The organism is Streptomyces sp. NPDC088350 (genome assembly GCF_044753545.1).
In the GTDB taxonomy this organism is placed as follows: Bacteria; Actinomycetota; Actinomycetes; order Streptomycetales; family Streptomycetaceae; genus Streptomyces.
In genome coordinates, this window is sequence record NZ_JBIVNL010000012.1 from 260,049 (window position 1) to 278,826 (window position 18,778).

An 18,778-nucleotide genomic window follows, 5' to 3' on the forward strand; every position below is an offset into this window, starting at 1 on the left:
GGTTTCGCGGCACTTGATGGTGCGTTGTGCTGCGAGATGAGACTGTACAGGAGGGTGGCCCGCCTGGTCGAACTCACCCAGTGTGGGGGCGTTGTCACGGTGCGGCGGCGTCGATCGCCTTCACGATCCGCTTGTCGGAGACCGCGTACGCCGTGCCGAGCGCGTGGGCGAAATAGCTGACCCGGAGCTCCTCGATCATCCAGCGGATGTCCAGGACGGAGGCGGGGACCGGGCGGCCCTGCGGGAGTTGTTCCAGGAGCCACGCGTACTCGTCCTGCATCTCGTGGACCTTCTCCATGCGCGTCGTGTCCCGCTGCACCCCCGTCGGCATCTGCTGGAGACGACGGTCGGCGGCCACCAGGTAGCGCATCAGGTCGGGCAGGCGACGTATGCCGGCCGCCGTGACGAAGCCCGGCTTCACGAGGGCGTCCAACTGGGCGCGGACGTCCGCCAGGTTCGGGAGGAGCGCGGGGCTGTGTGCGCCCTTCAGACGCCGCTCACAGGCCTGCCAGGCGGCCAGCACCTGCTGCACCTGGCCCACGGCCCGCACCGTCGTGTCGACGATCTCCGCGCGCACCTTCTCGTAGAGCTTCCGGTACGACTCCTCGTCCCACGCCGGGCCGCCGAAGTCACCGATCAGTTTGTCGGCCGCCGCCAGCGCGCAGTCGTCGAACAGCGCCTGGATCGAACCGTGCGGATTCGCGGACAGCGCGAGCTTCTGCGCGTTCGTGAGCTTTTCGGACGCGAACTTCGCCGGATTCACCGGGATGTTGCGGACGATGAGTCGGCGCGTGCCCTTCCACATCGCCTCCGCCTGCTCCTCCTCCGTGTCGAAGAGCCGTACGGAGACGGTGTCGCCGTCGTCTACCAGCGCCGGGTACGCCTTCACCGGCTGGCCGGCCCGACGGGTCTCGAAGACGCGGGTGAGCGAGCCGATCGTCCAGTCGGTCAGCCCCTTGCGCTCCAGGGACTCCCCGCCCTCGCGCTCGGCCGTCGCCGCGGCTGCCTGGGAGATGGCCTGGCGTGCCTTCGGCTTCAGGCGGAGCTTCAGTGCCTCCAGATCCTTGTCCTCGGCGATCTTGCGGCGGCGCTCGTCCACGATCCGGAAGGTGATGAGGAGGTGGTCCGGGACCTTCGACCAGTCGAAGTCGTCCGCGGTGAAAGGGACTCCGACCATGCGCTTCAGTTCGCGCGCCATTGTCGTCGTCAAGGGCTCCTGCAGAGGGGTCGCCGTCGCCAGGAAGCGTTGCGCGAAGTTCGGAGCCGGGACGTAGTTGCGGCGGATCGGCTTCGGGAGGGAGCGGATCAGCTCCGTCACCACCTCTTCCCTCAGCCCCGGGATCTGCCAGTCGAAGCCCTCGTCCGTGACCTGGTTGAGGACCTGGAGCGGGATGTGGACCGTGACACCGTCCGCGTCCGCACCCGGCTCGAACTGGTACGTCACCCGGAACTTCAGCCGCCCCTGATGCCAGGAGTCCGGATAGTCGTCCTTGCTGATGTCACCGGCGCGCTCGTTGATGAGCATCGAGCGCTCGAAGTCGAGGAGTTCGGGCTCCTCATGGCGCTTGTGCTTCCACCAGGAGTCGAAGTGGGCGCCGGAGACGACGTGTTCGGGCACCCGCTGGTCGTAGAAGTCGTAGAGCGTCTCGTCGTCGACCAGGATGTCCCGGCGCCGGGCGCGGTGCTCCAACTCCTCGACCTCGGTGAGGAGTTTGCGGTTGTCGGCGAAGAACTTGTGGTGGGTGCGCCAGTCGCCCTCGACGAGCGCGTTGCGGATGAAGAGTTCGCGACTCGCCTCCGGGTCGATGCGGCCGTAGTTCACCTTGCGCTGGGCGATGATCGGGACGCCGTAGAGCGTGACCTTCTCGAAGGCCATCACCGCCGCCTGGTCCTTCTCCCAGTGCGGTTCGCTGTACGTCCGTTTCAGGAGGTGGCCGGCGAGCGGCTCGACCCACTCGGGCTCGATCCTGGCGTTGACGCGCGCCCAGAGCCGTGAAGTCTCCACCAGCTCCGCCGACATGACGAAACGCGGGGTCTTCTTGAAGAGTGCCGAGCCCGGGAAGATCGCGAACTTGGCGCTGCGGGCGCCCAGATACTCGTTCTTCGCGCCGTCCTTCACGTCCTTCATACCGATGTGCGAGAGCAGGCCCGCGAGGAGGGAGACGTGGACGCTCTGGTCGGAGGCGCCCGGGGGCGGAGCCCCCTGATCGGATGCAGTCTCGTTGAGGTGGAGGCCCATCTGCTTGGCCACCGTGCGGAGTTGGCTGTAGATGTCCTGCCACTCGCGGATGCGGAGGAAGTTCAGGTACTCCTGCTTGCACATGCGACGGAACGCCGAGGAGCCGCGCTCCTTCTGCTGCTCGCGGATGTACCGCCACATGTTGAGGAACGCGAGGAAGTCGCTCGTCTCGTCCCGGAAACGGGCGTGCTGCTGGTCGGCCTGCGTCTGCTTCTCGGCGGGGCGCTCGCGCGGGTCCTGGATGGACAGCGCGGCGGCGATCACCATGACCTCGCGGACACAGCCGTTCTTGTCGGCCTCCAGGACCATGCGGGCCAGGCGCGGGTCCACGGGGAGTTGGGCCAGCTTGCGGCCCGTCTGCGTGAGGCGCTTGCGCGGGTCCTTCTCGGCCGGGTCCAACGCGCCCAGTTCCTGGAGGAGTTGGACACCGTCACGGATGTTGCGGTGGTCCGGCGGGTCGATGAACGGGAACTTCTCGATCTCGCCGAGACCGGCCGCGGTCATCTGCAGGATGACGGAGGCGAGGTTCGTCCGGAGGATCTCCGCGTCCGTGAACTCCGGGCGGGCGAGGAAGTCGTCCTCGGAGTAGAGCCGGATGCAGATGCCGTCCGACGTACGGCCGCAACGGCCCTTGCGCTGATTGGCACTTGCCTGGCTGACCGCCTCGATGGGCAGCCGCTGCACCTTCGTACGGTGGCTGTAGCGGCTGATACGGGCGAAGCCGGGGTCGATGACGTACTTGATGCCCGGGACCGTGAGGGAGGTCTCGGCGACGTTGGTCGCCAGAACGATCCTGCGCCCGGTGTGCTGCTGGAACACGCGGTGCTGCTCGGCGTGCGAGAGCCGGGCGTAGAGGGGTAGTACTTCGGTGAACCTGAGGTTCTTCTTGTTGAGCGCGTCCGCCGTGTCGCGGATCTCCCGCTCGCCGGACAGGAAGACGAGGATGTCGCCCTTGCCCTCGCCCTGAAGCTCCTCCACGGCATCGCAGATCGCGGTGATCTGGTCGCGGTCGGAGTCGTCGGAGTCGTCTTCTAGGAGGGGGCGGTACCGCACCTCCACCGGATACGTCCGGCCGCTGACCTCGATGATCGGGGCCTCGCCGAAGTGCCGGGAGAAACGCTCCGGGTCGATGGTCGCCGAGGTGATGACGACCTTGAGATCCGGCCGCTGGGGCAGCAACTGGGCCAGATAGCCCAGCAGGAAGTCGATGTTGAGGGACCGCTCGTGGGCCTCGTCGATGATGATCGTGTCGTAGGCGCGCAGTTCGCGGTCGGTCTGGATCTCGGCGAGCAGGATGCCGTCCGTCATCAGCTTGATGAAGGTGGAGTCCTGGTTGACCTGGTCGGTGAACCGGACCTTCCAGCCGACGGCCTCGCCGAGCGGGGTGTCCATCTCCTCCGCGACGCGCTCGGCCACGGTCCGGGCGGCGATACGGCGGGGCTGGGTGTGCCCGATCATGCCGCGCACCCCACGGCCGAGTTCGAGGCAGATCTTCGGGATCTGGGTCGTCTTGCCGGAACCGGTCTCACCGGCCACGATCACCACCTGGTGATCACGGATCGCCGCCGCGATGTCGGCCTTCTTCTGGCTGACCGGCAACTGCTCCGGATACGAGATCGCCGGGATACGGCTGCGCCGCAGCGCCATCCGCTCCTCGCCGCGGGCCACCTCGGTCTCGATCTCGGCGAGGACCGCGGCGCGGGCCTCCGGCTTGCGGATCTTGCGCGCGCCTTCGAGCCTGCGCCCGAGCCGGTGCGCGTCGCGCAGGGTCAGCTCGGTCAGGCGGGGGGCGAGGTCGCCGAGGGCGGGAGTGCCGGGGGCGGGGGCCGGAGCGCCGGGTGCGGAGGCGGGGTGCGTAGACATACGCCGTCCAGGATCTCACCTCGCCGAAATTCCTGGCGAATGAATTGTCCGGGGTCAGTTGTCCGGGGCGGGCGCCGCTGCCGGGGGCTCCGCCCCCAGACCCCCGGTCGGCCCTGAAGGGGCCTCGTCCCCAAGCGCCGGACGGGCTGATTGCTGCCGTTCTGCGTCTTGCTGGCGGCCCGCTTCCTTGGACATCGACTGGGCCGTGTTCGACACGGCCTTGATGCCGAGGTACGCCGTCGTCAGGCTGGCCATCGCGGTGAACGCCGAGGTCAGGACGCCCACGATCACCGCCCGGTCGCCGTTCAGCTGCCATACGCCGAAGATCGCCACCGCCGTGATCGCGATGTTGCTGCCGACCACCGCGAGCAGTCCGTACCGCGCCCGTATCTTCTCCAGGTCGATGTCCTGGCCCATCGCGCCCCACCCTGTAGTCCGGGTTACGACGAAAGCCCCGTCCCGGTGGGACAGGGCTTTCGATCCGGTGGCTGGGGCCGGGGTCGAACCGGCGACCTATCGCTTTTCAGGCGATCGCTCGTACCAACTGAGCTACCCAGCCACGAGGTTCCCAGAAGGAACCTCAGCGGTCCTGACGGGATTTGAACCCGCGGCCTCCACCTTGACAGGGTGGCGAGCACTCCAAACTGCTCCACAGGACCAAGCTGTTGCGCGCGAACCAGCGAAGCCAGTGTCGCACACGGTGTTGCGTGCCCCCAACGGGATTCGAACCCGTGCTACCGCCTTGAAAGGGCGGCGTCCTAGGCCGCTAGACGATGAGGGCTATCGGCCCGCCTGGGCGCTTCTCAGCGCGTCGGGGACGTGAGAAGCATATGGGATGGCGGGAGGTATCGCCAAAACGGTTTACGGGGCCGGAGGAGAGGGGCTCGCGGAGGGGCTGGGGGACTGGTGTGCGCCCGGCAGGTTCTCCTTCGGGAGGTGGCGGCTGACCTCGGCCGTCGTCAGGCCCAGGCCGCCGAGTCTGATCTCGTCCCAGGCCTGGAGGCGGTGGGTGTCGCGGTCGATGTAGAGGATCGACGCCTCGATCGGGTCCGGGTACTTGCCTTCCACCGCACGCAGGCCGCTGCCGCCCGTCGAGCCCTCGATGCGGAGGCGGGTGCCGTGCTTCATGATCTCGGTGCCCTCGTGGTGGAGGTGGCCGGCCAGGACCAGCGGGACCTCGCCGTCGGTCTGGCGTGCCGCCGACGGTTCGTGGACCAGGGCGATGTCGACGGGGGTGCCGGCGGCCTGTTGGTCGCGGAGGGCGGAGGCGAGTTGGTCGCCGGCGAGTTCCTCCGCGTTGTCGCCGCCGGGCGTGATCGAGCGGTCGGGGGTGAACTGGGGGTCGCCGATGCCGGCGAAGCGGACGCCCGCGATCGTCTCCGCCCGGCCCTCGTCCAGGACGTGCACGTTCTTCATCCGGGCCAGATAGCGCTGGGTGGTGAGGGAGTCGTGGTTTCCCCTGACCCAGACGTAGGGGGCGCCCAGGTCGGCGATGGGGTCGAGGAAGCCGTTCTCGGCCGCCGTGCCGTGGTCCATGGTGTCGCCGGTGTCGACGATCACGTTCACCTTGTACTGCTCCACCAGCGACGCGATGATCTTCCAGCTGGCCGGGTTCAGGTGGATGTCCGAGACGTGGAGCACGCGGATGGTGGTCGGGTCCGGCTGGTAGGCGGGGAGGGTGGACGTGACGTCGTAGAGCTTCGTCACGTTCGTGACCAGGCGGGCCAACTCCTTCTGGTAGACGTCGAATTCGGTGACGATGTTGCGCGCGTTGCCGACCAGGGACGGGGCCGAGGTGAGCAGGCCCGAGAATTTCGGTTCGAGGATCGACTTCGGGTTCCAGGTCGCGTACGCCGTCGCTCCGGACGCGGCCAGGAGGGTCAGGGCGAGGCCGCCGGCCGCGAGGGCGCGGCGGGGGCGGCGGTAGACCGCGAGGCCGAGGGTGCTGGCGCCGAGGACCACGGCGGCGCAGGAGCGTACGGCGAGGTCGAGGGTGCCGTGTTCGACGTCCCGGGCGACCTCGTCCTGGAGGCCGGAGATGCGTTCGGGGTGGTCGACGAGGGCCTGGGAGCGTTCGGGGTCGAGTTGGTCGACGTTGACGTCCAGGCGGACCGGCGCGTGGTGGCTGTCGAGGGACAGGGCGCCCAGCGGGGACACGTTGATCTTCGTGCCGCCGGTGAGGGACGGGCGCAGGGTCATGGTCGTGTTCATGGGGCCGACCTGGACCCGTACGTCGCCCACGATCAGCAGGCCAAGCCAGGCGCCGACGACCACGACCATCACGAGGCCGAGGGCGCGGGGCCAGGGGTGGGGCTGGGGGACGAGTGCGACGGTGGGGCGGGGGCCGCGGGCGCGGTAGTGGCGGGTCAGGGCGAGCCGGGTTCGGCGGAGGCGGTTCAGGGCTGCGACGGGGACGCTGGCCATTGGTCCCGTATGCCCCGGGGTGGGGGCAGGTATGCGCGGGACGTCCGGGTACCTGCCCTAGCCCCAGCCGAGTTCGTGGAGGCGTTCGTCGTCGATGCCGAAGTGGTGGGCCACTTCGTGCACGACGGTGACGGCGACCTCGTGGACGACGTCCTCCCGGGTCCCGCAGTAGCGCAGGGTGGGGCCCATGTAGATCGAGATGCGGTCGGGGAGGACTCCGGCGTACCACTCGCCGCGTTCGGTGAGGGGGGTGCCTTCGTAGAGGCCGAGGAGTTCGGGGTCGGAGGGGTCGGGTTCGTCCTCGACGAAGACGGCCACGTTGTCCATGACCCGGGTCAGCTCGGGCGGGATCCGGTCGAGGGCTTCGCTCACCAGCTCTTCGAACGTCTCGCGTGTCATTTCCAGCACATGCCCATTGTCCGGGACGAACGCGGGTTCGGGGCGGTGGTCAGCCCCGAAGGGCGTGATGGCTGAGAAGGCCGGGGATCAGTGCGGCCGTGCGTTCCGTCTGGTCGCGGTGGGTGGGCAGGTCCAGGGCTGCCAGGCGGGTGACCAGGTGCCGTGCGCCCGCGGTGACGTACTGGTTCAGGCGTTCGGTGACCTGTTCCGCGGTGCCTGTGACCACGGCCTGGATCTTCTCCAGTTCGGCCAAGGGCATGCCGTAGGTGGCGCGGGCGTAGTCGTCCGCCGCCCGGTGGGCGTGTTCCGGGTCCTCGTCGATTCGTACGGTGACGAAGAGCGCCGGGGTGACGGCGTCCGGGGTGCGGCCCGCGGCGGTCGCCGCCTGGTGGATGCCGTGCAGGCCGGTCGTGTAGTCGGCGGGGTCGGGCGGGTAGGGGAGCCAGCCGTCGTAGAGGCGGCCGGTGCGGGTGAGGGCGGTGGGGGTGGCGCCGCCGAGCCAGATGGGTGGGCCTTCGGGGCGGTACGGCCGGAGGGCGGGCGGGATGTCGGTGAAGTGGTGGAACTCGCCGTGGAAGGAGTCGGCGCCCTGCCAGAGCGCGCGCCAGAGGGTGACGGTCTCGTCCAGGCGGGCGAAGCGACGGGCCCAGGGGACTTCGGAGAGGTCGTAGAAGGGGCGTCCGAAGCGGCCGGGGTAGCCGGCGCCGACGGCGAGGGTGAGGCGGCCGGCGGAGAGGAGGTCGAGGGAGGCGAGGGACTGGGCGGCCTGGATCGGGCGGCGCAGGAAGGGGAGCAGGGCGCCCGTGCCGAGGGTCGCCGTTTCGGTGGCGGGGGCGAGGGCGGCGAGCATCGTGAGGGCCTCGATGCGGGGGCTGATCAGGGAGTCGTTGACGAAGAGGGAGGTGAAGCCGAGGTGTTCGGCGGCGCGGGCGAGGGTGATCAGTTCGCGCGGGTCGTCGTCCTTGGCCCACTGGGCGGTTCCGGTCGGGAGCAGTACGCCGATGTCCATGGGGTCGATGGTGGCCGGGGGCGGGTATGGCCTCAATTCCCCGCGGGGAATGGCCGGTCGGGGTGGGGCGCCGTAGAACTGGGGCGTGGACTTCTGTCAGGTGTTGCGTGAGCGTCGTACGGGGTCCCGGCTGAGTCAGCTGGAGTTGGCGTCGCGGGCCGGTACCACGCAGCGGCATGTGAGTTTCGTGGAGTCGGGGCGGTCCGTGCCGGGGCGGGACCTGGTCGTGCGGCTGGCGGAGGCGCTCGAACTGCCGTTGCGGGAGCGGAACGAGCTGTTGCTGGCGGCCGGGTTCGCGCCGGTGTACGCGGAGAGTTCGCTGGACGATCCTGCGCTGGCTCCGGTGCGGGGGGCGATCGGGCACATCCTGCGGGGGTATCTGCCGTATCCGGCGCTGGTGGTGGACCGGGGCGGTGATCTCGTCGCCGCGAACAGCGCGTTCGGGGTGATCACGGAGGGGGCGGCGGCGGAGTTGCTGGGGCCGGGGGCGAATGTGTACCGGCTGGCGTTGCATCCGGACGGGGTGGCGCCGCGGATCGTCAACCTCGCCGAGTGGGCACGGCACATCCTGGCCCGGCTGGGCGCGTTGCCCGCGCTGCGGGCCGAGTTGGCCGGGTATGTGCCCGAACTCGGCTCGGAGGAAGGGCAGTTGGGGTTCGCCGTGCCGTTGCGGCTGCGGTCTTCGTATGGGGAGCTGCGGTTGATGACGACGGTGACGACCTTCGCGACCGCCGTGGACGTGACGCTGGCGGAACTGAAGCTGGAGGCGTTTCTGCCGGGGGACGCGGCTACGGCGGAGGCGTTGGCGGCTGCCGCCGCCGCGGCGGCGGGGGATCAGGCTCCGGGGAACATGTAGTCGGTGCGGATGCGGCCCTCGGCGTCGAGCGCGAGTACCTCCAGGCCGCCGCCGACCACGTCGCCGCTGCCGACGGCCACCGTGTCCCAGCGGAACTGGATCAGGCCGTCCAGGCGTACGGCGTCGGTGCGCGGCCGGAAGGTGAACCCGCCCTTCGCGACGAACCGTTCGTAGCTGCGCGTGACGCGCGTCTCGATGGCGTCGTACCCCTGGGCGCGCAGGGTCGGGTGGTCGAAGCCGAGGCCCGCGGCGATCTCGCGGATCTCGGCGGGCGGCTGGAGCACGTGCGTGCCGTCCTCGGCCCAGAGGCTCTCGATCGCCGCGCGGCGCCGGGCGGGGTCCGGTTCCGTCCACTGGGCGAGGTAACGGGCGGCCAGGTCCTGGGGGTTGGTCTCGGTCATGCGGGGGCTCCTCGGCTCGGCGGTGTGCGGCCGATCGTGCGGCGGGTGCGGGGAAGGGGGCAATTCCCGGCCAGGAATGGCCTGTGGCGGCCGGGCGCGTGTCTTCCGGTGGGCGGTGGGAGTTGAGAGGGGGACTTCTTTTTCCGCCCTCGGAGGTGGCCCCGTGCGCCCCATGTACGTTCCCGTCCGTCTGGCCGCCGCGGTCGCCGTCGTCGCCGCTGCCGCCGGCTGTATGAGTGTGGGCGACGACACAGGGGGCGGGGCCAAGCCCTCGCACTCCGCCGGGCGGCACGCCGGTGACGCCCCCGACGGCGGGGCGGGGGCGTCGGGGGGCGGGGCCGGGTTCGGGGGGCCGGCGGGGGACGGGAAGCACGGGCACGGGAAGCCGAAGCCGGGAGAGTCGGCCTCGGGGTCGGCGTCGCCGTCGGCGGCGGGTGCGGGGGCGGTGAGTCCGTCCGCTTCCGCACCGCCGCGACCGGGGGCGAGCGGCAAGCCGGGGGCGCCGACCAGCGCCGCGCCCCAGCCGTCCCCGACGCGGGCCACTCCGTCGCCCGACCCGGAGACGCCGAGCGCGCAGCCCTCGTCCGCCGCCCCGACCGTCGCGGAGCCCTCGTCCTCGGCCCACGAGGACCCCGCGCCGCAGCTGGTCAGCAGGGAACCGGCGCCCGCGGCCGGGTCGCCGGCCTGAGGCGTCTGTGACGCACGTCAATCCGGGCCGGTTTGCCTTGGGGGGTGGTGGGTGCGTATGGTGGTAGATCGTTTGATCCCATTGCCCGGCGCCACTGCAGAGCGCGCCGTGTGGCGCGTACTCTCCCTTGCCGTGGCGGACCGCATTGAGGCGGTCGATAGCGAATCACGGAGTTGACGGGCGCGTGCCGACGGATACTCCGGAAGGTTTCGCATTCGCATGTCCATTTCCAGTACTGATCACGTCGTCATGCCCGAGAACGAGGGCACCGAGACGGCCGTAGACACCGAGACGGTGGCAGACGCCGTCGCGGCGGCTCCCGAGGTGACCTTCGCGTCCCTCGGTCTGCCCGAGGGTGTCGTGCGCAAGCTCGCGCAGAACGGCGTGACCACCCCCTTCCCGATCCAGGCCGCGACCATCCCGGACGCCCTGGCCGGCAAGGACATCCTCGGCCGTGGCCGCACCGGCTCCGGCAAGACCCTCTCCTTCGGTCTGCCGCTGCTGGCGACCCTGTCCGGCGGCCGTACCGAGCGCAAGCGCCCGCGCGGCATCATCCTCACCCCGACCCGCGAGCTGGCGATGCAGGTCGCCGACGCCCTCCAGCCCTACGGCGACGTCCTCGGCCTGAAGATGAAGGTCGTCTGCGGCGGCACGTCCATGGGCAACCAGATCTACGCCCTGGAGCGCGGCGTCGACGTCCTCGTCGCCACCCCGGGCCGCCTGCGCGACATCATCAACCGCGGCGCCTGCTCCCTGGAGGACGTGCGGATCGCGGTCCTCGACGAGGCCGACCAGATGTCCGACCTGGGCTTCCTGCCCGAGGTCACCGAGCTGCTCGACCAGATCCCGGCCGGCGGCCAGCGCATGCTGTTCTCGGCCACCATGGAGAACGAGATCTCCACGCTGGTCAAGCGCTACCTCAAGGACCAGGTCACGCACGAGGTCGACAGCGCGCAGGGCAACGTCACGACGATGTCCCACCACATCCTCATCGTGAAGCCCAAGGACAAGGCGCCGGTCACCGCCGCGATCGCCTCCCGCAAGGGCCGCACGATCATCTTCGTCCGCACCCAGCTGGGCGCCGACCGCATCGCCGAGCAGCTGCGCGAGTCCGGCGTGAAGGCCGACGCGCTGCACGGCGGTATGACGCAGGGCGCCCGTACGCGGACGCTGGCGGACTTCAAGGAGGGCTACGTCAACGCGCTCGTCGCGACCGACGTCGCCGCCCGCGGTATCCACGTCGACGGCATCGACCTGGTCCTGAACGTGGACCCGGCCGGCGACCACAAGGACTACCTGCACCGTGCCGGCCGTACGGCGCGTGCCGGTCGTACGGGCACCGTCGTCTCCCTCTCCCTGCCGCACCAGCGCCGCCAGATCTTCCGGCTGATGGAGGACGCGGGCGTCGACGCCGGGCGTCACATCATCAACTCCGGCACGGCCTTCGAGCCCGAGGTCGCCGAGATCACCGGTGCCCGTTCGATGACCGAGGTCCAGGCCCAGTCGGCGGGCGACGCCGCGCAGCAGGCCGAGCGCGAGGTCGTCCAGCTCACCAAGGAGCTGGAGCGGGCCACGCGCCGCGCGTCCGAGCTGCGCGAGGAGGCCGACCGCCTGGTCGCCCGTGCCGCGCGCGAGCGGGGCGACGACCCGGAGACCGCGGTCGCCGAGGCCGCCGCCGTCGTGGAGGCCGCGGCCCAGGCCGTGGTGTCGGAGCAGTCGGCCGCCGCCGAGGCGCCGGTGCGCGAGGAGAACTCCTCCTACGACCGTCCGCGTCAGCAGCGTGACGACCGCGGCAACTACGAGCGCCGTGACCGTCGTGACGACCGTGGCGGCCGTTCCTTCGAGCGTCGTGACGAGCGTCCCTCGGGTGGTTTCCGTCGTGACGACCGTGGTGGCAACGACCGCGGCGGCGACCGTGGCGGCCGTTCTTTCGACCGTCGCGATGAGCGTCCGTCCGGTGGTTTCCGCCGCGACGACCGTCGGGACAACGACCGTCCGGCTTCGGGCGGCTTCCGTCGCGACGACCGTCCGTCCGGCGGCTTCAACAGCGACCGTCGTGACGGCGACCGCGGTGGCCGTTCCTTCGAGCGTCGTGACGAGCGTCCCTCGGGTGGTTTCCGTCGTGACGACCGTGGTGGCAACGACCGCGGCGGCGACCGTGGCGGCCGTTCTTTCGAGCGTCGTGACGAGCGTCCGTCCGGTGGTTTCCGTCGTGACGACCGTGGTGGCAACGACCGTCCGGCTTCGGGCGGCTTCCGTCGCGACGACCGTCCCGCGACGGGCGGTCACCGGGGCAGCGACCGTCCGTTCAACCGTGACCGCCAGGGCGACCGCCCGGGCTTCCGCACCGGCGGCCACGACCGTCCGTCCGGTCACCGCGGCACCACCGGCACGGGTACCGGCACCGGTTCCTTCGGCCGCCGCGACGACAAGCCGCGCTGGAAGCGCAACGGCTGACGTCGAGTGAGGTGATGAAGGGCCCGTACGACACGCTCGTACGGGCCCTTTCGCATGCCCCGGAAACCCCGGTGGCCGGCGGCGGCCGCTCGGGGGCGCGGCGCTGGCCGCCGTTCTCGCGCTGGCCGTGGGTTCACCAGGGGTGGTCGGGGCGGCGGGCGAGACCGTGCTGCCGACTGGCGTACGTGGACCCGGCAGAGCGCGTCCACCTCCTGGCCGCGGGCACCTCGGCCGCGCTCGTGTACCGGGACCACGCCGGCCGGGACGGGATCGCCGACCTGTTCACCCTCGACTCCTCGGGGGCCCTGTCCTTCCAGCAGGGCACGGGCAAGGGCACGTTCTCCGGGAAGGTCACCGGCACCGGCTGGAGACGACCAACAAGGCGGTCCCCTTCGGTGACTTGAGCGGCGACCGCTGCAACGACGTCCTGGTCCGCCTGAAGAGCGGGGCGCTGCGCGCGTACAAGCCGGGATGCGGCGGGGTGCTGAAGCCGTCGACGGCGTACACGTCACTCGGGACGAGCGGCTGGAACCAGTACGACGTGCTGACGACGCCCGGTGACATCAGCGGCGACGGCCGCCCGGACCTGATCGCGCGGAGCGCGTCGACGGGGACGGTGTACCTGTACAAGGGCACGAGCGCGGGCACACTGGCGGCGCGGGTGAAGCTGTACGCCGACTGGAGGACGTACAAGAAGGTCGTCGGTGTCGGTGACCTCAACGGGGACGGGATCGGCGACCTGCTGGCGCAGGACAAGGCCAACAACGTCTACCGCTACTACGGCACAGGCAACGGCACGTTCGGGGCGCGGGTGAAGCTGTTCGGCGCGTGGGGCGGGTCGTACGACACGGTGGTCGGGGTCGGGGACATCACCGGGGACGGGAAGGGGTCGTTCGGGGCGCGGGTGAAGGTCTCGGGCGGGTGGCAGGGCTACAAGGGCGTCATCTGATGTGACTCCTAGGGCGTTTTTTGGCCACATCGAGTCCTTATCGATTCCTTAAGTGGCGCATGTCACGCCCCCGGTGAGGGAATCGCTGGGGGCATGACAGATGACGCCATAGCGAGTGGGCTGTCAAAGGGAGATCCCCCCGGTCTCTCCGACGAAGAACGGCTTGCCCAACTCGGCTACACGCAGGTTCTCGCCCGCCGCATGTCGGCGTTCTCCAACTACGCGGTCTCCTTCACGATCATCTCGGTCCTGTCGGGCTGCCTGACGCTGTACCTGTTCGGCATGAACACGGGCGGCCCGGCCGTGATCATGTGGGGCTGGGTGGCGGTCGGCCTGATGACCCTCTTCGTCGGCCTGTCGATGGCCGAGATCTGTTCGGCCTACCCGACGTCGGCGGGCCTGTACTTCTGGGCCCACCGCCTGGCGCCCCCGCGCTCGGCGGCGGCCTGGGCGTGGTTCACGGGCTGGTTCAACGTGCTCGGCCAGGTCGCGGTGACCGCCGGGATCGACTTCGGTGCCGCGTCCTTCCTGGGCGCGTACCTGAACCTCCAGTTCGACTTCAAGGTCACCCCGGGCCGGACGGTGCTCCTGTTCGCCGGGATCCTTGTGCTGCACGGTTTGCTGAACACGTTCGGTGTCCGCATCGTCGCGCTGCTCAACAGCGTGAGCGTGTGGTGGCACGTGATCGGGGTCGGCGTGATCGTCGGCGCGCTGACCTTCGTCCCCGACCACCACCAGTCGACGAGCTTCGTCTTCACGAAGTTCGTGAACAACACGGGCTGGGGCAGCGGTGTGTACGTCGTCCTGCTGGGCCTCCTGATGGCGCAGTACACCTTCACCGGCTACGACGCCTCGGCCCACATGACGGAGGAGACGCACGACGCGTCGACGGCGGGCCCCAAGGGCATCGTCCGCTCCATCTGGACGTCGTGGATCGCAGGCTTCGTCCTCCTCCTGGGCTTCACGTACGCGATCCAGTCGTACGACAAGGAACTCGGCTCGGCGACGGGCGCGCCGCCGGCGCAGATCCTGCTGGACGCGCTGGGCGCCACCTCGGGGAAGCTGCTGCTCCTGGTGGTGATCGGCGCGCAGCTCTTCTGCGGGATGGCGTCGGTGACGGCCAACAGCCGCATGATCTACGCCTTCTCGCGCGACGGCGCGCTGCCGTTCTCCCGCGTCTGGCACTCCGTGAGCCCGCGCACCCGGACGCCGGTGGCGGCGGTGTGGCTGGCGGCGGCGGGCGCGCTGGTCCTCGGCCTCCCCTACCTGATCAATGTGACGGCGTACGCGGCGGTCACGTCCATCGCGGTGATCGGCCTCTACATCGCGTACGTCATCCCGACGCTGCTGCGGCTGGGCAAGGGGGACGACTTCCAGCGGGGGCCGTGGCATCTGGGCCGGTGGTCGCGGCCGATCGGGATGGTGTCGGTGGTGTGGGTGATCGTGATCACGATCCTGTTCATGCTGCCCCAGGTCTCACCGGTCACGTGGGAGTCCTTCAACTACGCGCCGGTGGCGGTACTGGTCGTGCTCGGCTTCGCGGCGGCCTGGTGGGGCGCCTCGGCCCGGCACTGGTTCCTGAACCCGGAACACACCCGCACGAAGGCGCGGGAGGCGGCACGTTCCGGCGCGCCCGAACCGGTAGATCCGTAACACTCCGGACCAGCCCGGCGCCCTTCCTCTCGTCCTTCCCTTCATCCGGCGCGGCCGTGTCCCCGATACCCGATCGGAGACACGGCCACGTCCCGCTATGCTCGGGGAGGCAACATCGCCTGGGCCCTTAGCTCAATTGGCAGAGCAGTGGACTTTTAATCCATTGGTTGTGGGTTCGAGTCCCACAGGGCCTACTGGCGCGGGGGGAGGGAAACCCCTTCTGACCTGCTACGCAGCGTCCGGTTCGGCTTCGGTCGGCTCGGGCGCTGCTTCGTTTTCGGGGGTTTGCGCGCCCGAGCCCGCAGCGTGCCGGCCCGCCATCACGATCGCGCGGACAGCCTCGGGGCAAGCAGCTCCAGCACTTCCTCCCAGCGATACCGATCCGCCCCACCGCCGGCCTTCGGCCGATGAGACTCGTACGACCCGATCAGGACGCCCATCTCGCGCACAGCCCGAACAACGTGCCGCGCTGCGCGAGGCCCGTAAACAGTGCCGTGATCAGTTCCACGCCACCCCGTAGATCGCTTCGGATGGCTGCCCGTTCGGAGCCACTCACCGGCCGCCAGACGCTCCTTCGAAGCCACCGCTGAGTATGGGGGGCTGAGCAGCTGCACTGAGGCTGACCGCGCCTCGTAACCTGTGCTGCGAGCGACGAAAGGACACCAGCCGTGGCTCAGCGGACAACCGACGACCAGCCCAAAGCCCTACCGCCCGCCCTCGAATCCATGACCCTGCTGGTCGCCGCCGTCATCGTCCACGACAAGGCCACCAACCGTGTCGTCCTCCTCCAGCGCAGCGAGAACGCCAAGTTCGCTCAGGGGATGTGGGATCTCCCCGTCGGCAAGAGCGAACCCGGCGAGCCCATCACGGCAACCGCCGTACGCGAGGTGTACGAAGAGACCGGCCTGACCGTGAAGCCGGAGTCCCTGAAGGTCGCCCATGTCATCCATGGCGCCTGGGGCGTCGAAGCCCCCAACGGCTTCCTCACGGTCGTCTTCGCCGCCCATGAGTGGACCGGCGAACCGGAGAACCGCGAGCCACGCAAGCACGCCCAGGTCTGCTGGGTCGATGCTGAGGCCATCCCCGAGGAGTTCGTGGACACCACCGCGAGTGCCCTCCACAGGTATCTCACGCGTGGGCCCCAGGTGACGCTGGACGGTTGGGCATAGGGGACACCTCTGACCCCAACTGACGTGGAGCCAGGGCCTGTCCGGTCGGCGGGGAGTTGCACCGGACAGGCCCTGGCGGCTTCGGGGACCGGGTCAGTCCCGGTGGAGCAGGGCCGTGGTGTCCGGGGGCAGCTGGCCGTCCTTGGTCAGGGGGCCGGAGGTCAGCAGCGTGGTGGTGGTGTCGGGGAGTGGGATCGGCTGGTCGGAGAGGTTGACCGCGCAGAGGATGCCGTCGCCGCGTTCGAAGAGGAGGGTGCCGGGCGGGGTGTCGAGCCAGTGGAAGTCCTCGCCGGCCAGGCCGGGGGTGGTGCGGCGCAGGCGTAGGGCGGAGCGGTAGAGCTGGAGCATGGAGGTGGGGTCGGCCTGGTTGGCTTCGGCGGTGTAGGTCTTCCAGTCCGGGGGCTGGGGCAGCCAGGGGGTGACGGTCGGGGAGGTGCTGAAGCCGAAGGGTGGGGTGTCGCCGGTCCAGGGGAGGGGGACGCGGCAGCCGTCGCGGCCTCGGACGGTGTGGCCGGAGCGTTCCCAGGTGGGGTCCTGGAGGGCGGATTCCGGGATGTCCTCTACTTCGTAGAGGCCCAGTTCCTCGCCCTGGTAGATGTACGCGCTGCCGGGCAGGGCGAACATCAGGAGGGCGGCGGCGCGGGCGCGGCGGGTGCCGAGGGCCAGGTCGGTGGGGATGGGCTTGTCCCGGAAGAGTGCCTGGACGCCGGTGTCGGTGCGGCCGTAGCGGGTGACGTGGCGGGTTTCGTCGTGGTTGGAGAGGACCCAGGTGGCGGGGGCGCCGACGGTGGCGAGGGTGGTGATGCTGCGGTCGATGACCTCGCGCAACTTGCCCGCGTCCAGGGGGCATTTGAGGAAGTCGAAGTTGAAGGCGGTGTGGAGTTCGTCCGGGCGGAGGTAGTGCGGCATGCGGCCGGGGCGGACGTGGGCCTCGGCGACGAAGACGCGGGGGGTGGGGTAGCTGTCGGCGATGGCGCGCCAGCTGCGGAAGATGTCGTGGACGCCGTCGCGGTCCCAGTGGGGGTGGTCCTGCTGGCCCTCGCCGGTGAGGACGGAGAACTCGGTCAGGCCGAGGTCGGGCAGGGCGGGGTCCTTGACCATGCCGTGGGCGACGTCGATGCGGAAGCCGTCGACGCCGAGGTCGAACCAGAAGCGCAGGATCGACTCGAACTCGGCGCGGACCTCACCGTTGTCCCAGTTGAGGTCGGGCTGTTCGGGGGCGAAGAGGTGGAGGTACCACTGGCCGTCGTCGGTGCGGGTCCAGGTGCGTCCGCCGAAGGCCGCGTGCCAGTCGTTGGGCGGCAGCGAACCGTCCTCGCCCTTGCCGTCGCGGAAGATGTAGCGGGCGCGTTCCGGGGAGCCGGGCGGTGCCGCCAACGCCTCCTGGAACCAGGCGTGTTGGTCGGAGGTGTGGTTGGGGACGATGTCCAGGATGACGCGCAGGCCGAGGTCGTGGGCCTCGGTGATGAGCCGCTCGGCCTCGTCGAGGGTGCCGTAGGCGGGGTGGATGTTCCGGTAGTCGGAGACGTCGTAGCCGCCGTCGGCGAGCGGGGACGGGTACCAGGGGTTGATCCAGATGGCGTCGATGCCGAGGTGGGCCAGATAGTGCAGGCGGGAGCGGAGGCCGGCGATGTCGCCGGTTCCGTCGCCGTCGCCGTCGGCGAAGCTGCGTATGTAGACCTGGTAGATCGCGGCCCTGCGCCACCAGGAGTCGTTCGTGGGGGTCGGGTTGTTCATGGTGCTCGGTCCTGACTCTTCTGGAATCCGAAAGTGGTGGGGGTGGGGGTCAGCCCTTGACCGAGCCCTGGAGCAGCGCCTTGACGAAGTGGCGTTGCAGGAACAGGAACACGAGGATCGTGGGGGCCATGATGAGGAGGGCACCGGCGTTCAACAGGACCTGGTCGGTGCTGTACTTGGTGGTGAACGCCTGCAACGCGCCTGCCATCGTGCGCTTGTCGGGGTCGTCGATGAGCACCAGGGCGAGCAGGAACTGGTTCCAGGTGGACAGGAACATCAGCAGCGCCAGGGAGGCGATCGCGGGGCGGGCCAGCGGCAGGTGGATGTGGAACAGGGCCCGCCAGGGGCCGGCGCCGTCGATGCCCGCCGCCTCCGACAACTCCTTTGGCACGGTGGCGAAGTGGGCTCGCATCCAGAACACCGCGAAGGGCATGTTGAGCCCGATGAGCGGGAGGATCAGTGCCCACTGGGTGCCCAACAGGCCCATGGATTTGGTCTGTTCGTAGAGCGGGACGATCACGATCTCGTACGGCAGGGTCAGGGTGAGGACCAGGATCAGGTAGAAGACCTTGCCGAGCGGGATCTCCAGGACGGCGATCGCGTAGGCGGCCATCGTCGAGATGAGGACCGCGACGGGGACGACGCCGAGCACGATGAGGGTGCTGGACTGGAGCAGGGTCGTGATGTTGGCGACGTTCCAGGCGTCGACGAAGTTGTGCCAGTGCGGGTGGGCGGGCCAGCTCAGGCCGGAGGGGAAGGTTCCCTGCGGGGCGAGGGCCGCGCTGACCATGCTCAGCAGCGGTACGACCGAGTAGAGCGCGGCGGCCGAGATGAGGATCAGGCCGGGGGCGCGGCGGCGCAACGACCGTACGGTCTGCGCGCCTTGCGACGTGCGTGCCGTCTGCGTGCGAGCGGTCTGCGTGCGTTCGGGCAT

Annotated in this window: 15 protein-coding genes, 4 tRNA genes and 1 pseudogene; 8 read left to right on the forward strand and 12 right to left on the reverse strand. The window is 69.9% G+C overall.

Annotation, left to right across the window (positions count from 1 at the left end; translation table 11 throughout):
• Positions 1 to 94: 94 nt before the first annotated feature.
• The 8 genes from hrpA to ACIQBL_RS37220 all read right to left on the reverse strand — a co-directional run bounded on the left by hrpA (position 95) and on the right by ACIQBL_RS37220 (position 7,934).
• Positions 95 to 4,102 (reverse strand): ATP-dependent RNA helicase HrpA, encoded by a 4,008-nt coding sequence (gene hrpA / locus ACIQBL_RS37185; protein ID WP_401950236.1) that lies wholly within the window; start codon positions 4,100 to 4,102, stop codon positions 95 to 97.
• A 54-nt stretch (positions 4,103 to 4,156) separates the two neighbouring features.
• Positions 4,157 to 4,519 (reverse strand): hypothetical protein, encoded by a 363-nt coding sequence (locus ACIQBL_RS37190; RefSeq protein WP_401950239.1) that lies wholly within the window; start codon positions 4,517 to 4,519, stop codon positions 4,157 to 4,159.
• Positions 4,520 to 4,587: 68 nt separating this feature from the next.
• Positions 4,588 to 4,661 (reverse strand) — tRNA-Phe (locus tag ACIQBL_RS37195).
• A gap of 25 nt (positions 4,662 to 4,686) precedes the next feature.
• Positions 4,687 to 4,761: transfer RNA gene (locus ACIQBL_RS37200), tRNA-Asp, on the reverse strand.
• Between the two features lie 49 nt (positions 4,762 to 4,810).
• Positions 4,811 to 4,883: transfer RNA gene (locus tag ACIQBL_RS37205), tRNA-Glu, on the reverse strand.
• Positions 4,884 to 4,963: 80 nt separating this feature from the next.
• Positions 4,964 to 6,526, reverse strand: coding sequence for a metallophosphoesterase (locus ACIQBL_RS37210; RefSeq protein WP_401950242.1), 1,563 nt, complete (start codon positions 6,524 to 6,526; stop codon positions 4,964 to 4,966).
• Positions 6,527 to 6,583: 57 nt separating this feature from the next.
• Entirely contained in the window at positions 6,584 to 6,934 is a 351-nt protein-coding gene (locus tag ACIQBL_RS37215) for a metallopeptidase family protein (protein WP_401950244.1), read from the reverse strand.
• Between the two features lie 40 nt (positions 6,935 to 6,974).
• The gene (locus ACIQBL_RS37220; protein ID WP_401950247.1) at positions 6,975 to 7,934 is read right to left on the reverse strand and encodes an LLM class flavin-dependent oxidoreductase; all 960 of its coding nucleotides are present in this window, start codon (positions 7,932 to 7,934) and stop codon (positions 6,975 to 6,977) included.
• A gap of 85 nt (positions 7,935 to 8,019) precedes the next feature.
• Here ACIQBL_RS37220 and ACIQBL_RS37225 point away from each other — a divergent pair, with 85 nt between their 5' ends.
• Positions 8,020 to 8,790: a helix-turn-helix domain-containing protein gene (locus ACIQBL_RS37225; protein WP_401950250.1), complete on the forward strand. Its 771-nt coding sequence runs from the start codon at positions 8,020 to 8,022 to the stop codon at positions 8,788 to 8,790.
• Here the strand turns inward: ACIQBL_RS37225 and ACIQBL_RS37230 are convergent.
• Positions 8,769 to 9,191 (reverse strand): hypothetical protein, encoded by a 423-nt coding sequence (locus ACIQBL_RS37230; protein WP_401950252.1) that lies wholly within the window; start codon positions 9,189 to 9,191, stop codon positions 8,769 to 8,771. The two genes, ACIQBL_RS37225 and ACIQBL_RS37230, sit on opposite strands and share 22 nt — an antisense overlap.
• Positions 9,192 to 9,363: 172 nt before the next feature.
• Between ACIQBL_RS37230 and ACIQBL_RS37235 the strand changes: the two genes are divergently transcribed.
• The 6 genes from ACIQBL_RS37235 to ACIQBL_RS37260 all read left to right on the forward strand — a co-directional run bounded on the left by ACIQBL_RS37235 (position 9,364) and on the right by ACIQBL_RS37260 (position 15,132).
• A complete protein-coding gene (locus ACIQBL_RS37235) occupies positions 9,364 to 9,879 on the forward strand; it encodes a hypothetical protein (RefSeq protein ID WP_401950255.1) in 516 nt (171 codons plus the stop codon).
• Positions 9,880 to 10,098: 219 nt separating this feature from the next.
• Entirely contained in the window at positions 10,099 to 12,336 is a 2,238-nt protein-coding gene (locus tag ACIQBL_RS37240; RefSeq protein ID WP_401950257.1) for a DEAD/DEAH box helicase, read from the forward strand.
• A 185-nt stretch (positions 12,337 to 12,521) separates the two neighbouring features.
• Complete coding sequence (locus ACIQBL_RS37245) at positions 12,522 to 12,740, forward strand: hypothetical protein (protein ID WP_401950260.1); 219 nt, start codon at positions 12,522 to 12,524, stop codon at positions 12,738 to 12,740.
• Positions 12,737 to 13,285 carry an FG-GAP repeat domain-containing protein gene (locus ACIQBL_RS37250; protein ID WP_401950263.1) on the forward strand — a complete coding sequence of 183 codons (549 nt, stop codon included), beginning with the start codon at positions 12,737 to 12,739 and terminating at the stop codon, positions 13,283 to 13,285. Before ACIQBL_RS37245 ends, ACIQBL_RS37250 begins: the two co-directional genes overlap by 4 nt.
• Before the next feature lie 93 nt (positions 13,286 to 13,378).
• The gene (locus tag ACIQBL_RS37255) at positions 13,379 to 14,938 is read left to right on the forward strand and encodes an amino acid permease (protein WP_401950266.1); all 1,560 of its coding nucleotides are present in this window, start codon (positions 13,379 to 13,381) and stop codon (positions 14,936 to 14,938) included.
• Between the two features lie 121 nt (positions 14,939 to 15,059).
• Positions 15,060 to 15,132: transfer RNA gene (locus ACIQBL_RS37260), tRNA-Lys, on the forward strand.
• A 126-nt stretch (positions 15,133 to 15,258) separates the two neighbouring features.
• On the opposite strand, the pseudogene ACIQBL_RS37265 reads toward ACIQBL_RS37260, so the two are convergent.
• A pseudogene (locus ACIQBL_RS37265) lies at positions 15,259 to 15,387 on the reverse strand (flavoprotein); the annotation flags it as partial.
• A gap of 219 nt (positions 15,388 to 15,606) precedes the next feature.
• Here ACIQBL_RS37265 and ACIQBL_RS37270 point away from each other — a divergent pair.
• Entirely contained in the window at positions 15,607 to 16,107 is a 501-nt protein-coding gene (locus tag ACIQBL_RS37270) for an NUDIX domain-containing protein (RefSeq protein ID WP_401950269.1), read from the forward strand.
• A 93-nt stretch (positions 16,108 to 16,200) separates the two neighbouring features.
• Here ACIQBL_RS37270 and ACIQBL_RS37275 read toward each other — a convergent pair whose 3' ends face one another.
• Positions 16,201 to 17,844, reverse strand: a complete 1,644-nt coding sequence (locus tag ACIQBL_RS37275; protein ID WP_401950271.1) for a glycoside hydrolase family 13 protein — start codon at positions 17,842 to 17,844, stop codon at positions 16,201 to 16,203.
• Positions 17,845 to 17,893: 49 nt separating this feature from the next.
• Complete coding sequence (locus ACIQBL_RS37280; protein ID WP_401950274.1) at positions 17,894 to 18,778, reverse strand: carbohydrate ABC transporter permease; 885 nt, start codon at positions 18,776 to 18,778, stop codon at positions 17,894 to 17,896.